Here is a 15,358-nt window from a genome sequence, read left to right on the forward strand (position 1 = left end):
AAGATTCTGTGGTTTGGGCATTGTTTCCAAAACACCGTTTTCATCAGGTTTTAGTATAAAATGTTCCTTGGTAAAGGCTTCGTCTCTAATCTTTATTTTGCTTATATCCATACGCATTGTTCCACGTGGAACATTATCTTCCCATATGAACTAAAAGCACGGATACATCACTTGGGTTGACACCGCTAACCCTTGATGCCTGGGATACAGTCCTGGGTTTTATTTTTGTCAGTTTTTCTCTGGCTTCAAAAGACATTGACTTCAGTACAGAATAGTCAAAGTGTTCTGGAATTTTCACATTCTCCAGTCTGTTTAATTTATCAGCATTGAGTTTTTCTTTTTCGATATAGCCTGCATACTTTACCTGCACTTCTACCTGTTCCAAAACTTCATTGTCCAAGTCATTCTTTTGTATAAAGTCTTCTACGCTTTCCAGTTTACGCATGTCGTCCATGGTGATGTTTGGTCGGGCAAATACCTTAAATAATTTGCCCTGCTGATCGACTTTGGAGGAATCCTTTGCCTCAAGAATAGGGTTGATTTCTTCGGTGGTCACACTCTGGTTTTTGAAAAATTCAACGAAGGCCTCCGACTTTTCTTTCTTATCCTCCATCAGTTTCATGCGTTCTGCACTAGCCAATCCAATGTCAAATGCCTTTGCAGTTAGTCTGAAATCCGCATTATCCTGTCTTAATAAGGTCCGGTATTCCGCTCTGGAAGTAAACATTCTGTAAGGTTCTTCAGTTCCCTTAGTGATCAAATCATCAATCAATACCCCGATATAGGCTTCGCTCCGGGAAAGTGTAAATTCCTCTTTTTCCTGAACTTTTAGTGAGGCGTTTATACCGGCCATCAACCCCTGAGAAGCGGCTTCTTCATAACCAGTGGTTCCATTGATTTGCCCCGCAAAGTATAAGCCCTCTACCAGTTTGGTTTCAAGCGTATGTCTTAATTGTGTCGGTGGAAAATAATCGTATTCGATGGCATAGCCAGGTCTGAAGAATTTGACGTTTTCAAATCCGGCGCATTGTTTCAATGCTTTATATTGAATATCTTCTGGCAGTGAAGTTGAGAATCCGTTCACGTAATATTCCACTGTATTCCAGCCTTCAGGTTCCACAAACATTTGATGCCTGTCTTTATCCGCAAAACGGTGTATCTTATCTTCTATGCTTGGGCAATATCTCGGCCCTGTACTTTTAATGGCTCCGTTAAACATTGGAGACCTGTCGAATCCTTCTTTCAACAATTCGTGAACTTCCGGACTGGTGTAAGACATCCAGCAGCTTCTTTGTTTCTTTAAAGGTTTGGTTTCCTTGGAATATGAAAATTTCCAGGGGTCTTCATCGCCAGGTTGTTCTTCCATTTTAGAAAAATCAAGTGACCTTCCGTCCACTCTGGGTGGAGTTCCTGTTTTCATTCGTCCGGCTTCAAAGCCCAGGTCTTCGAGTTCTTTTGTTATTCCAAAAGAGGCGCTTTCTCCTGCTCTGCCACCACCGAAGTTTTTATCTCCGATATGTATCAACCCATTTAAGAAAGTTCCATTGGTTAGAATAATTGTTTTTGCTTTTATTTCTAAACCTAAAGAGGTTTTTACTCCTCTTACGACATTGTCTTCTACAATCAGACCTGAAACCATTTCCTGATAGAAATCAAGGTTTTTTGTTTGTTCCAGTCTTTCTCTCCAGTGCTGAGAAAAAAGCATTCTGTCACTTTGCACTCTTGGACTCCACATCGCAGGTCCTTTAGACTTATTCAACATTTTAAACTGAATAGCACTCGTGTCAGACACCATTCCGCTGTATCCGCCAAGCGCATCGATCTCTCTTAAAATTTGTCCCTTTGCAATTCCACCCATGGCCGGATTGCAGGACATCTGAGCGATGTTCTGCAAATTCATGGTAACGAGCAAAGTACTGCTCCCCATGTTTGCCGCCGCTGCTGCTGCCTCGCTTCCTGCGTGACCAGCTCCTACTACAATAACATCATAAGTATCTTTAAACATAACTTCTAATTTTGTTCCACGTGGAACAATTCCATTTTTTTATTTTCCGAGGCTCTCATGTTAGCCTTTAATTCTTCTGTAGAATCTCCATATCCACAACAATGTAAAATGCCATGAACCATGACTCTTCTCAATTCATTTTCAAAATCAACATTAAACTTCTCTGCATTTTCTTTTACCCGGTCTGTACTGATGTAAATTTCTGCTGAGATAATTTTATTGACAGAATAGTCAAAAGTGATTATATCGGTGTAAGTGTCATGACCTAAATAATTTTGATTAATTTCTAAGACATCCCCATCACTGCAAAAAATATAATTCAGATCGCCGACCTCTTTTTCTTCACTTTCAATCACAGCTTTTAACCAAGCTTCGTGCCTTTTTTGATCGGTTAACTCAAAATCGTTTTTACTGTAGAAATTAATCGGAGTTTCCATTAAAATAGATATTAATAAGCTTTTTATATTCAGGCTGCAAAGGTAATTGTTGTCGGTTTAAAATCTCTGTTGTGTTAAAATATTCTTTAGCCTTTTCTTTCCAGTTGGAAGAAGATGATTTTAAATCTTTTTTCCGTGTTTTTGCTTCCCGCTCATTGTCCTGACTTTGTTGATTGGCAGCCTTGTCGAGTTTAAGCAATTGATGATTCACATCCTCCATCTGTTTTAATAAATCGCTGCTAAAGCCCTTCATCAATAATTCTTGTTCCAGCTTGTCCAAACTTTTATTGAGTTCACTGGAATTATCCTCCAGTCCGAGCGCTTCAATTCTGTCTTCCAATTCATTCCTGAGCTTCTGCTGTTGTTTGTAGATTTCATAAATTTCACCGCTCATTTGTTCCTGCTGACTTCGGTTTCCTCCTTCCTGTTTGCCTTTTTCACCTTTGCTGTTTTCTTCACCCTGTTGCTGACCTTCTTTTCCTTTATCTTCAGGTTTTGTCTGCTCTCCTTCCTGCCCCTCTTTGGGCTGAACCTTCTGCATCTGCTTTTTTAATTCCTCATGAGATTTGATGATGTCAGACAATTGTTCTCCAGGTTTTCCCTGTTTAGGTTTTGGCTGACCAGCACCACTCTTTTGATTTTGCATTTGGTCAAGTGCAGTATCCAATATATTCGATAATTCGTTGGCATACATCATGCTGTACTGCTGATTGCTGGTTCCCAGTTGAACTTTATTTTCTGCCAGGCGCTCCAAAGACTTTTCAATGTTGAAATTAATATCGGAAATCCTGTTGTTCACCGTCTCTTTTATCATTGGTGTACGCATCGCAAGGGCGTATAAACTATCGTCAACATATTTGAAGTTTTCTCTTAGTTCAGCCTGTCTTTTTAGCTTAGAGGCATAAGCGGGGTTGGAATTGGAGATTCCTTTAAACTCTTCCATCAAGCCCTCTTGCTCAACTGAAAATACAATTAAATTATCCAAAATTTGACGAAGCATTTCAGCATCTTCAGCGGCCTGTTCCATACTTGAAGACTTCATGGAGTTCATCATTTTTTGAGAGAGCTTTTCCATCTTTTCGGAGGCATCTCTTTGCTTTTGCTGTGCCTCTTTTTTTCCGGATTCTTGATCTTTTGCATCTCCAGATTCAGACTCTGAAGACTCCAGTTTTTCCTTTGCCTTTTCCTGGTCCTGCTCTATTTCTTTGGTTAATTTTGTATCGTTTCCGGTTTCCATCGGCGCTTTCAGCTCTTTATTTTTCTTTTCGAGTTTCTCTAAATCTTCCTGGAGTTGATCAAATTTTTCATTCAGTTTTTCCTGTTTTACAGAAGTATTTTCTTTAGATTCGGATAATGCTTTCTGCTCCTTGGCCAGGTTATCCAATTCTTTGGCTAGTTTTTCTGCCTTTTTCTCAACGTAAAAACGCTTGGTCAATTCCAAAAGCTGCTCAAGGTTTTTTTCCTGCTTTTCAGATTCCCGGTCAAAATTTTCTAATTTTTCATTGAGCTGTTCCTGGTCAATTTGGTCTTTCAATTTTTCGAGTTCTTCCAGCAACTTCTGATTTTTTTCTATTTGCTCCTGGTTTTTTTCAAGTCGATTTTCGAGGTTTTCTTTCGCCTGATCTTGGGCTTCGTCCTCCAGTTTTTTAAAATCCTCCTTCAAGCGCTCGCTATAATTTTTCATCATTTCCAACTGTTGCTTTTGGCGTCGGATGAACTTATTGAGCTTTTGTTTTTCAGTGTAGTCTAACTGATTATTCTTTTTTTGCTTGTTTTGAAGCTCTTTTGAATCTTCCGTATTTTTCTGTTTTTCCAAAACTTCACTTAATTTTTCAACCGATGTATTTTGGCGGCTTAAGTTTTCAGAAGAGGCTTCCAGATCTGTTTTTTGACGATAAGAAAAGACGTAAGAAGTCGAGGATTTTCTACCGTTTATCCGATCATTATCAAACACCTCAAAGTAATATTGATAAACATTTCCTGCTTTCAGTTCCAGTTCTTCATTCGGGAAGGCATAGGAAAATTCAGAATAGTTACTAGTAGATATGGGGAGTCTTATAACTGTTTTATCATTCTGATTATCAGTATTATAATAAACAAGGCGCAGGTTAGTTAGCCCGTAATCATCCGTCAGTTTTCCGAAGAAATAAGACTGGTCCGTCAACAAACTATCTTTTTTCTGCTCCAATTTCAGCCTAGGGAACTCATCTTTAATGACCTCTATGGAATAACTCAATTTTTCATAATTTTTAAAATTGGAATTGGAGGTTGCTATCGAGTAGTTTTTTGTTCTCTGCTGAATTTGTTTCAGGGTAAACTCAGAGTTTTCGACATCAAACTTGAGCGTGTCTTCTTCACTTAGAAAGTCCACCTGGTTTGTCGTTTCCGTAGATATGATCCATTCAATTTGTGTTCCTTCCGGCACTGAAACATTACCTGTGCCCGAAATGGAGGTATTCTTTTGGTTGATGTAGTCAGGATAATTCAAATTCATTTTCATGTCTTTCACCACCGGAATATCCAAGGCATGGAGTTCATAAGTTTGGGAGGTCACTTTGTTTGCTTTCAACAAAAAGCTTTTATTCTCGCTTACATTCTTAAAGGTGTAGCTATAAATCTCGTTGTTTTCCTGTAACCTCAGCTCTTCCCCATCTAGAGAAATAAAAACATCTTCCGGTTTTACCTCGCCCAGCGTCTGCACATTCAACTGAAATGACTTTCCTTTTTTGGCATCCAGGTCTTTATTCAAAATGGAAAAATGGAAAGGGGCCGGTGCTTCATAGGCCGTATTATAATTCACGATACGTTTGTAGCTGTATGAGAAGGAATCGCCAAAGCCTGAAATCCAAATCGCCAGCAGGACCAGGACGGGAATTACCAAAAACCGCAGATACTTGAGGTTTTGCCGGAAATCGATCGCCAGTTGAAACGGAACGGATTTAAGTGTTTTGGATTTTTGCTCAATGCTGGCAAGGACCAGTTCGTCATCCCCTCCCTGAGCTTTTAGCTGAAGTATGTTTTTGAGCTTGTCATTCACTTCCGGAAAGTGACTGCCGATCTGGGAAGAAGCTTCGGTGAAATCGATGCCTTTAGACAATTTGAACAGCTGACTGGCCGGTATCAAAATCAGTTTGAAAAGCAGCACAACTTCAGCCGCGACAAGCGTCCAGAATAAAAGCGTCCTGACTCCGGAATCGAACCACAGAAAATATTCCAGGGCCGCGCCAAAAATGAAAAGCAACAGACTCAATCCTAGAAAGAGCAATGTCCCTTTGATCAAAAGGCTGGTGTAGAACTTTTTGATAAAACGTTCTAATTTGTCTTCTATGATTTTATAATGCTGCATGCTACTGTACTCTGGCTTTGGTATAACTTGCTAAGTTACCAATTAACCTGCTTATTTTTAAATACTTGTCATTTTTTAACGCTATACCAGTATTTATATAATGCGGCAAAATTTAAAATCCATACTGAAATTTAAAAAGAGAATTTTAATTTTTATATTAGTAGACAGCAATTTAAAACCTTCGTCTTAAGCTTTATCAAATGGATTCCAAAACTAAAAGAAGACTGCTTATAATTCTACCAAGTTTGGGGTTATTCTTTATAGATAGCCAGTTAGCCTTAGGGTATCTCATTATGGCAAACCTGATAATTATCGCAATTGAGTATAAAGAAAAGCAGAAAAGGAAGGAAAAGAATATGAGATAGGCTGCTGATTCTTAAATTCATTGTTCATATAAAACCCCTGCCATTTTATTTCACAATTGGTAACAAATCTAAACGACTATACATCTGAATAAAAACAGGTTAGGGCGAGTATATCCGTTGACTTTATTTATTTAATAGTTTTTCTTTTTATTAAATTACCCTTTTCATCGGCGATAGGTGGAGATCCTAATCTTCCCTTAATATGCCACGTAATATATGCCCTCTCGTAATATGACATTCGGTTATTCTTATATTCAAATTCAATTAATTCCTCTATATCACTAAAAAAATATCTAGGAGAATGAACAAAGATTAGATAGGCTTTAGATTTATATACACCAAGTCTTTTATGATTTGGAAAACCATATTTCTTAGTTATTTCCAATAATTTTAATGTATTTAATGAGTCATTCAGCCTCATTAGTCCAACAAAACTGGCCATATTTTTTTTTAATAGTAACTTATTTTGTTCATCAGACGATGTATATTTTTTTGTAATACGGCTCAATAGCTCCCTGCTTTTTTGATCAATATCATATAAACTATCAATGCTTGCTTTAAGGCGTATTCTCTCATCTTCATTTAATTCATAATGCTTACTACTTACATGACAACTCATAAGACAGATGAGCAGAAAAAACACTGATAAGAAGAAACTAAGCGGAGAGATTTTCATATGATGAAATTTGATGATTATTGGATTGCTTAAATTAAAAACGTCCTTTTTATTAGTCTTTAAGGCATTCTGAAATTAACTAAATATATAAAAATATCTATCGTAAAGCATAAGTCTAAAGCTGGCTTCTTTTCCACTGACTTTACTACGACCTGCTAATTAACCTTCTTATTTCTAAAGACTTGTCATTTTTTAACGAGAAGAAAAGTTTTGTATTATACATAAAAAAGGATTCTGATCTCAAATCAGAATCCTTTTCATTAGGTTAATCTCAATTTGCTTTCTAGTCTTTTTGGACGCCGGGTAGATTTTCCGGTCTTTTGGTTTGCCATTCAAAAGCTTCCGCTTTTTTCTCGTTAGGCGCAATTTCATCCAGATTATCTGCATCATACACTCTGCCATTCTTAATCACATGGGTCAGGGTGTTAGAGTTTCGTATTTCCTCTAAAGGATTCTTATCCATAATGAGTAAATCTGCCAGCTTACCATCCTCTATACTCCCAAGATCCCCTTCCAAACCCAGAGCTTCTGCACCCAAAACAGTAGCTGTTCTTAAAGCATCCATAGTGCTCATGCCACCGCTTGCCATCGACCATAATTCCCAATGGAAACCGAGTCCCTGTAATTGACCATGACTCCCTACTCCTGCGAGACCACCTGCTTCCACAAGGTCTTTCATGAATTTGGCATGTTTAGGAAAAACATGTTCTTCTTTCATAAACCAGGCCCCTCTTCGGCGAGCTTTTTTTGCAAGTTCCTCGTAAGGTGTGAAATATTGGAGTTTTCTATCATGATAAGGCTTTTCTGTAGCGTAATAGAACTCTTCTGCCCAGGGACCACCGTAAGAAACCAAAAGGGTAGGCGTTACGGCAATTTTTGACTCTGCTATGGTTTGAACAGCATCTTTATAAATGCCTACGATTGGTAAACTATGCTCATGACCCGGATAGCCATCCAATAATTGAGTCATATTCAATTTGTAATCCAGGCCGCCTTCCGTGGTCGGCATTAATTCCAGTTCCTTCGCTGCCATCAGGATCCATTGGCGCTGCTGACGATTTCCAACCAAATACATTTTGATGCTTTTGGTATTATAGTATTCGCTGTATTGTTTTAAAACCTCTTTGGCATGCTCCAAAGATTTTATATTATACATCCAATACCCAACTCCGGGTCCGGTGCTATAAACTCTTGGTCCGTGTATTGCTCCTGAACTCACCATATCAGAATAGGTCAGAACATCTGTAGTCGCCGTTTGTGGATCTCGCGTGGTAGTCACTCCATAAGCCAGATTTGCAGAATAAATCCAAACCTGATTTTTATGTAAGCCCCAGTTAGGCCACATGTGAGCATGTGTATCGATAAAACCCGGGGTGATAGTTTTGCCTGACGCATCAATAATTTTTGCGCTTCCAGGGATAGATATAGTTCCGGTCTCTCCCACCGCTTTAATACGATTATTCTCGATAAGAATATCTCCATGTTCAATAACTCCCTGATCGGTCATGGTGATTACCCTTGCATTTTTCAATACGATAGTGCCTTCAGGAATATCTTTTTCAAAACCGACTTTTATTTTAAGTTCTTTTGCAGTGAAGGTTTTATCTTCTTTTTCTTCGTCTTTTTTATCCTCATCCTTTTTTTCATCTTCCTCATCAGAATCCTCTTCTTTAGAGTCTTTCTTCTTCATTTCCTCAGCTTCTTTTATAGCCGTAGCGAGACTATCGGCATAAGCTTTTCCTTCCTGTAAATCATAGATAAAATGACTGGCACCCAGAGACCAGTGCACTTTTTTGCTATCTGCAGACCAGCCAGGGAATTCACCTCCCATCACGGTCAGTTTCATGGCAGGAAAAGCTGCTTTATCGGCTTTTGCGACAGAAATCTTAGGGGTTTGTCCATATTTTGGAAGAGTCACCGTATACACATCATTTGCAATTTTCGCTAAAGCGGAAGTTCCATCCGGAGAAATTCTTATTTCTGAAGGTGTAGACGGTTTGTTTTTCTCTTTCGAGGCATTCGGCAGCAGATTGTGAGAACCATCATGGGCGTGGACCATATCCACAGAAGACCCATAGGTCGTTATCCCTGTCAATTGTAAATGCTCTTTTTGATCTGTCCCGTCCCATCGGATTGAAATCAATCCTTTGGAACCTTGATTCAAATAAATCCGGTCTTCTTCTTTTGTGAAATGCGGCGTATTTCGGCCTTTTGCCTTATCTATCAAATTCACGTCTCCACCCTCAGTCGAAATCCAGGCTAAATCTTCCATCTGCAAAGAACCAAACGGGTCCACCGCATCCTTATAGACCTGATTAGCTCCCCTATTGAATACAATTCTATCTTGAGTATAAGACCAGGCCGGATCCAGGTAAAGAGCCGGATTCTGTGTAAGTTTTACCAGCTTTCCTCTGCCGTTAGAATTCACTTTGTATAAGTGTCCTCCTTCTGTTTCTTCCCAGGTCGTAAAAACAATTTGTTTGCCATCAGGAGACCAGACCGGCATCGCTTCAGTAAACTCCTTTTCAGTCAGTCTTTTGGGTTTGCCATCAGGCAGGTCCATGACGTATAATCTATTGAGTGCAGTAAAAGCGAGTTGTTTCCCGTCAGGCGAAGGCACAGCATCTCGTATTTGAGTGGCAAAGGCTTCTTTATCATCCTGGATAGGATAATTGAATTTCAGTCTGGGACCTAATTCCAGTTTCAAATCCACTTCAAAAGGAATCTCTGAAGCTGTTTTTGACGTGATATCTATTTTGTGAATTTTACCACCATAAGAAGCTATTAAATACCTGCTGTCTGGGGTGAAGGTCATGGCAGGATAAACACCCAGCGGAGCAATAGACTCCTGTTCATCTCTTTGTACAGGGTAAGCCAGCCATTCTTCGTCCCCGGTTTGAAGATTTCTTCTCACCAAGCCGGTTTCAGTCTCGAAGCGGGTTCCATACACCAGCCATTTTCCATCCGGGGATAAGGTGGGTGTAAATGCAGAGCCGTATCTGGAGGTAATAGTGGCCATATCACCGTCCTCCAGATCGTAAGTCCCGATTTGATACTGGGGAAACTGAGCATTGTAATTCCAGGCCGATTTTCTTTGAGAGAAGTAAATCAGTTTCCCGTCAGGGCTGACGGCTGGGTCGGTGGTTTTAAGGTTCTCCGGCTTGTCGATGAGCTGAGCACCGGAACCGCCATCTCTATGAAAGATATGCAGCTTTATATTTCTCCTTCCCTTGGCGCCTACAATGTACTCACCATCCGGGGTCCAGTCTGCAGAAAAGTAATTTTGATTGTTGTCCTTAGTGATTTGACTCATCTCTTTAGACTCCAAATCCATGGTCCAGATGTTATCAGAACCGCTTTTATCGGAGATAAAAACGATGGATTTTCCATCCGGGCTAAATTTTGGATGCACATCATAAGGCATGCCTTCGGTAATTTTGGTCGCCTTACCTCCTGACACCGGGATCGTGTACAAATCTCCCATCATATCAAAAATAAGGGTCTGTCCATCCGGGCTGATATCCAGAGAAAGCCAGGTGCCCTCGTTGGTTTTGAATGCGATGCTTCTTTCCGGCTCCAGCGGCAAGTCCTTGGTAGCCTTTTTAATACTGTCCTTCTCCTTGTCTTCCTGAGCAAAAGCAAGGCAGTTAACTGCTAATACAGCAATCAGTAGGCTGCATAATTTAAATTTTTTCATCACTTCTGTGTTTTATAAAGCAGAAAAGTAATGAATTTTAAGATAAATGCCTGCTATGGGAAGAGGCTTATAATTCATCTTTTATTAAACTTTTTGTATAATAAATTCAAATCTTATATAAACTTATAGGTTTTGTAAATAGTTTATTCACTATTTGAATAAGATAATGCTCAAGGTTCAGCTAGTTTTGTATGTCATCAATACTTAACTGATCTTGAATTTGGCGTGTTTTTTACAGAGAGGGAAGTGAGTTATGCCGGGTTGTTTTAAGGCATTATTTTCAATGCTATGGATTCTGGTCGTGATGTTCTTTACCCTAAACATGAGTTGATATGGTCCAAAGAAAATATATCAAGAAGCTGATTTTGATTTCGGTAAGCGCGTTGATTTTAGTTATGATTTACGCGTTCTACAACCTGCATGACAGCAAGAAAGCCAGAGAAAAATCGCTTTTGAACTTACCGGAAATACCCTTACAGGATTTGAATGGGAATACCTTCCATTTAAATCAGCTAAAAGTTATAAAGCGGCTCGTAGTTATGGATACGAAATGCACCTACTGTGCTTATCAAACGGAAGACTTAAAACGGGTGAGTAAGGCCTTCCAAAATCTAAAAAATTGTCGGAATCTCCGAACAGCCCCTCGACATACTAAAAGCCTATACGGAACAGGACCCTTTTTTATTAACCCTTAACCCTTATCACTCATGACTTCAATAGCACTATGGCTTTCCACTACGGTATTGGAACTACTCCTCATGTTTTGATTTATGATGCCAGAAACCATCTCATTAAGCAGCATAAAGGCTTTATAAAATCTGTTATACCACATTTAATCAACGTAACGGTCAAAAATGGACTGACCATCCAAAGTCGGAAAATGTGAAAGTTGAAACCGATGTAAAAGAAAAGTAGACCGAGTTATTGAAAATCGAAAGAGTAAAAAATTATTATAAAAAGTAAAGTCGCTGTATAAATGACTTTACAAAAATCAAAAATTATGGATATTCTAAAAACATTAAGAAAGTCATATTTTACTATGTTTCTTGCATCATTAGTTTTATTAATCTCTTGTAGCCAATACGATGATGAGATTATTGATACAAACGAAAAGCTAAGTTTATCAAATTATATTGAAGAACATTTACAACTAACTACTGAGCTTATGATTCTGCTAGAAAGTGAGCGTAATATTGACAAAGAATCTTTTTTAAAGTCGATGTCTAAAAAATCAAAATCTATATCGGAAAATTCAAAACCTGAAGAAATAATAGGTACTTTAGTAAATGCAAATTTTCAGCAATCTAATGTTATTTCAGAATTATTTTTAAAAATATATTATAATAACCTTAATTTCATAAATAGTAATCCAGATTTAAAAAATCTCAATAAAAATGAAATTGAGAATATGATAACAGTTGAAATAGACAAAAAACTGATTCAGTTTCTGAGCAATAAAAGCAGTGATAGTTGTAAAGAAACTTGGGTTAAGGCACTCTCTAGATGTAAAAGGAATGCCGCAATATCCATGGGTGCTTCATTAGCTGTAGGTGCATTTACAGGTGGTACAGGCTATCTAGTCGGATTTTTTGTGTCGGGGGTTGTTGCGGGTATTTGTGCTAGTGATGCAGATGCAGATTATTCAGAATGTATGGGCTGGTAAAAAATGATATTAATTAACAATGAAAATAAAATATTTATTTTATACTTTATTAGCCATTATTTTGTTGATACAAGTTTTCGATAAAAATGATGAGTTTCTCATATTGCAATATTTATTACTTGCTATAATTGTTATAGCCCTAATTCTGAAATTGATTAAAAAGAGTAAGAAGGAGTAATAATGTTGGGTTAATAAAGCGAGGTATATATTCAATAGTAGCTTTTATTTCATTGCAAAGCTTGTTTTTGATTTTAGATGAGTTTAGGTCTGCTATGGACAGGCGTACAGAAAATTTTGCTTTAAACTGCATTCCCAAAATAAAGCAGGAGACAGCCGTGTTTTTTATTATCCACAGGTTAAATATTGTTCCAAAAATAGCGGACAGAGTTTCGGTTTTAGAGCACAAATCCGGCACCCATCAGGAGCTTTTAGAGACTTCTAATTTTTATAGTTTATATTGGAAAGAGATCTTGCCTGTTGATTGAACGGGTTTCTCAAGCTTAGGAATTATCCTGAAGAACTTGTGTTTTAAAAACCCTTAAACTGAATTGAAAAATCATACTAAAGTAAAGCCGAAATTCAACCTCGAAACTTTTGCAGTAGCTCCCTTAAAAAAGCAACTTCACCTTTTAAGGTAGTGATGTATTCTTTGTTATCTAAATAGGGATTTGATTTGGCCTGAAGCGTGTTGTCATTTTTTAGATTGAGTTCCTTAGCCTTTTGTCCAATCAATTCACTGACATTGGTTTCCAGTTGCTGGGCAATCTGAAGCAGTCGCACGATACTGATACGGTGATCGTCTTTTTCTAAACGAGCGTAGGTCGGCTGAGTTATCCCTAAAGTTTCTGCCATATATTCCTGAGAGAAGCCTTTCTGAATCCTTATTTTTCTGATATTTTGGCCCACAAAATTCAAAACTTTACTAAATTTTTACTAAATATAAATATTTTGATTAAAGTTATGCTAATACTTGTTCTGTTTTCTTTATAATTTAACAAACATCAAGTTATATTGTTGAACTTTTTTTAATTTATACATAACCTCAAAGCCAGCTCACTTTTTAGAATAAAAAATTAACTTGAGCAGTCACAGGCGGCTGAAGGCCGGACCACTAGTCGTCATCCTGTTTAAAGTTTAACCTAGCTTTAGCCAGTCCTTCGCTGGTGTTATCCAGGTATAGCTCGTAGCCTTTGGGTAAGTCAATATTTTGGGAGGTGCCGGGTTCTACAGTTTTGATTTTGAGGTTTTTTTGACCTTTCTGCTGTGTTCTTACGGCAAAGGCTATGTTTCCGATGTTTTCCACCAAGACAATGCAGTCCTGGCCTTCAAAAGGATTGATAGCGGCATCCTGGCCCGGGCCTTTGCCGGTGATGCTCATGCTCTGGGAAGGTTTGAGCTCAAATTCTACCTGAGCAGCTACTTTTTCACTACTGAAAAGGCTTATCATGCAACAAAGCAGCAAGGTGGTGACTAATTTATGAATTGTCATAGCTTATAGTTTTGATCGTCAGCGCTTAAGAGCTCAGACGAACTAAATATACATTTTTATTTGACTGGGATATGCTTTCAAGTTCAATTGACCTTAACCGGGATTTCCTTAGTCGTAAACATCAATATATTTTATCTTTGTGAAAAAACAGACAAATGGATACGAACGTAAGAGTAAGATTTGCACCAAGTCCAACAGGCCCGCTGCACATCGGTGGCGTAAGAACGGCTTTATATAATTACCTGTTTGCCAAAAAACATGGTGGTGATTTCCTGTTAAGAATTGAAGATACCGACCAAAACAGATTTGTAGAAGGCGCGGAAGACTACATCAAAGAAAGTCTGGACTGGTGTGGAATTTCTTACGATGAAGGTCCGGAAAAGTCTGGGGACTGCGGTCCGTATAGACAAAGTGAGCGCAAGGCGATCTACGAGGAGTACGTCGATAAACTTATCGATAACGGCCGTGCGTATTATGCTTTTGATACGGAAGAGGAACTGGATGCCAAGCGGAAGGAAGCCGAGCAGCAGGGCACCAAATTTAGTTACGGTCCAAAAAACAGAGATTCCCTGAATAATTCACTTAAGCTTTCTTCTGAAGAGCTTAAGGAGAAATTGGATAATAAAGAGGATTACGTGATTCGTTTCAAAACGGAAGCGCATAAAACCCTGGAACTTCACGACGAAATACGCGGTTATATTGAAGTCGATACCGAAGTTCTGGATGATAAAATATTGTTTAAAAGCGATGGCATGCCCACCTACCATCTGGCTAATATTGTGGATGATCATTTGATGCGCATCACCCACGTGATCAGAGGTGAAGAATGGCTGCCTTCTCTTCCCCTTCATGTATCTTTGTATGAAGCTTTTGGCTGGGACGTGCCCAAATTTGCGCATTTACCCTTGATTTTGAAACCCAGCGGCAAAGGAAAATTGAGCAAACGCGATGGCGATCAACTTGGATTTCCTGTGTTCCCTATAGAATGGAAAGACCCGGAAACAGGTACTATTTCAGCGGGTTATCGAGAAGAAGGCTATTTTCCGGAAACCCTGACCAATATGCTGGCTCTTCTTGGCTGGAACGATGGGACCGATCAGGAATTTTTTTCTGTCGAAGAGATGATTCAAAAGTTTGAATTAACCCGTGTTCATAAATCTGGGGCTAAGTTTGATCCAGAAAAAACAGACTGGTTTCAGCACCATTACCTTCAGGAAAGACCTGTTGAAGAACTCGTTAATCAGTTCATGCCCATTCTTGATAAAAAAGGGATTAAGACTGAGACCTCCTATGTCAAAGAAGTTGTTCACACGATAAAAGAACGGGCAACCTTTGTTTCAGAATTTTGGGAATTATCTTTTTTCTATTTTGAAGCTCCAACAGTGTTTGAACCAAAATCAGCCAAAAAAGCCTGGAAAAAAGATTCACAGGAATGGATGCGAGCTCTTATTGGGAAACTGGAAGGCCTGGAAGATTTCTCTCAAAGCCATGTGCAGTCTGAAGTTAAGGACTGGATTAACACTCAGGATCTTGGTTTCGGAAAGATTATGCAGCCTTTGCGCTTAGCTCTTGTCGGTGCCATGCGAGGTCCGGATGTGTTCCATATTGCTTCTTGTATTGGAAAAGCTGAAACGATTTCCAGATTAAATTTTGCCATTGAAGAATTATCATAACTTTTTA

At 38.7% G+C, this 15,358-nt stretch carries 10 protein-coding genes; 2 read left to right on the forward strand and 8 right to left on the reverse strand.

The features are described from left to right. Positions 1-133: 133 nt before the first annotated feature. The 6 genes from mnmG to BLP81_RS13665 form a co-directional block, all read right to left on the reverse strand. Positions 134-2,005, reverse strand: coding sequence for a tRNA uridine-5-carboxymethylaminomethyl(34) synthesis enzyme MnmG (gene mnmG / locus BLP81_RS11260; protein WP_093368769.1), 1,872 nt, complete (start codon positions 2,003-2,005; stop codon positions 134-136). Between the two features lie 5 nt (positions 2,006-2,010). Next, positions 2,011-2,442, reverse strand: coding sequence for an rRNA maturation RNase YbeY (ybeY, locus tag BLP81_RS11265; protein ID WP_093368771.1), 432 nt, complete (start codon positions 2,440-2,442; stop codon positions 2,011-2,013). Further along, positions 2,426-5,788 (reverse strand): hypothetical protein, encoded by a 3,363-nt coding sequence (locus BLP81_RS11270; protein ID WP_093368774.1) that lies wholly within the window; start codon positions 5,786-5,788, stop codon positions 2,426-2,428. The genes ybeY and BLP81_RS11270 overlap by 17 nt, the downstream gene beginning before the upstream one ends. 492 nt (positions 5,789-6,280) lie before the next feature. After that, positions 6,281-6,829, reverse strand: a complete 549-nt coding sequence (locus BLP81_RS11275; RefSeq protein ID WP_093368776.1) for a hypothetical protein — start codon at positions 6,827-6,829, stop codon at positions 6,281-6,283. A 283-nt stretch (positions 6,830-7,112) separates the two neighbouring features. Next, complete coding sequence (locus tag BLP81_RS11280; protein WP_093368779.1) at positions 7,113-10,526, reverse strand: amidohydrolase family protein; 3,414 nt, start codon at positions 10,524-10,526, stop codon at positions 7,113-7,115. 691 nt (positions 10,527-11,217) lie between these two features. After that, positions 11,218-11,358 carry a hypothetical protein gene (locus tag BLP81_RS13665; RefSeq protein WP_176752711.1) on the reverse strand — a complete coding sequence of 47 codons (141 nt, stop codon included), beginning with the start codon at positions 11,356-11,358 and terminating at the stop codon, positions 11,218-11,220. A gap of 168 nt (positions 11,359-11,526) precedes the next feature. Here BLP81_RS13665 and BLP81_RS11290 point away from each other — a divergent pair, with 168 nt between their 5' ends. Then, positions 11,527-12,189, forward strand: coding sequence for an ECF transporter S component family protein (locus BLP81_RS11290; RefSeq protein WP_093368785.1), 663 nt, complete (start codon positions 11,527-11,529; stop codon positions 12,187-12,189). A 579-nt stretch (positions 12,190-12,768) separates the two neighbouring features. Here the strand turns inward: BLP81_RS11290 and BLP81_RS11300 are convergent. Both BLP81_RS11300 and BLP81_RS11305 read right to left on the reverse strand, forming a co-directional pair. Next, positions 12,769-13,095 (reverse strand): helix-turn-helix domain-containing protein, encoded by a 327-nt coding sequence (locus BLP81_RS11300; RefSeq protein ID WP_176752712.1) that lies wholly within the window; start codon positions 13,093-13,095, stop codon positions 12,769-12,771. A 205-nt stretch (positions 13,096-13,300) separates the two neighbouring features. Then, a complete protein-coding gene (locus tag BLP81_RS11305; protein WP_093368794.1) occupies positions 13,301-13,678 on the reverse strand; it encodes a hypothetical protein in 378 nt (125 codons plus the stop codon). 155 nt (positions 13,679-13,833) lie between these two features. Here BLP81_RS11305 and gltX point away from each other — a divergent pair, with 155 nt between their 5' ends. Beyond that, complete coding sequence (gene gltX / locus BLP81_RS11310; protein WP_093368797.1) at positions 13,834-15,351, forward strand: glutamate--tRNA ligase; 1,518 nt, start codon at positions 13,834-13,836, stop codon at positions 15,349-15,351. Positions 15,352-15,358: the final 7 nt, after the last annotated feature.

The organism is Psychroflexus sediminis (assembly GCF_900099815.1).
GTDB lineage: Bacteria > Bacteroidota > Bacteroidia > Flavobacteriales > Flavobacteriaceae > Psychroflexus > Psychroflexus sediminis.

Coding starts and splice junctions, on each gene's coding strand:
- mnmG (WP_093368769.1), bottom strand. CDS start 2,005: ATGTTTAAAGATACTTATGATGTTATTGTAGTAGGAGCTGGTCACGCA.
- ybeY (WP_093368771.1), bottom strand. CDS start 2,442: ATGGAAACTCCGATTAATTTCTACAGTAAAAACGATTTTGAGTTAACC.
- BLP81_RS11270 (WP_093368774.1), bottom strand. CDS start 5,788: ATGCAGCATTATAAAATCATAGAAGACAAATTAGAACGTTTTATCAAA.
- BLP81_RS11275 (WP_093368776.1), bottom strand. CDS start 6,829: ATGAAAATCTCTCCGCTTAGTTTCTTCTTATCAGTGTTTTTTCTGCTC.
- BLP81_RS11280 (WP_093368779.1), bottom strand. CDS start 10,526: ATGAAAAAATTTAAATTATGCAGCCTACTGATTGCTGTATTAGCAGTT.
- BLP81_RS13665 (WP_176752711.1), bottom strand. CDS start 11,358: ATGTGGTATAACAGATTTTATAAAGCCTTTATGCTGCTTAATGAGATG.
- BLP81_RS11290 (WP_093368785.1), top strand. CDS start 11,527: ATGGATATTCTAAAAACATTAAGAAAGTCATATTTTACTATGTTTCTT.
- BLP81_RS11305 (WP_093368794.1), bottom strand. CDS start 13,678: ATGACAATTCATAAATTAGTCACCACCTTGCTGCTTTGTTGCATGATA.
- gltX (WP_093368797.1), top strand. CDS start 13,834: ATGGATACGAACGTAAGAGTAAGATTTGCACCAAGTCCAACAGGCCCG.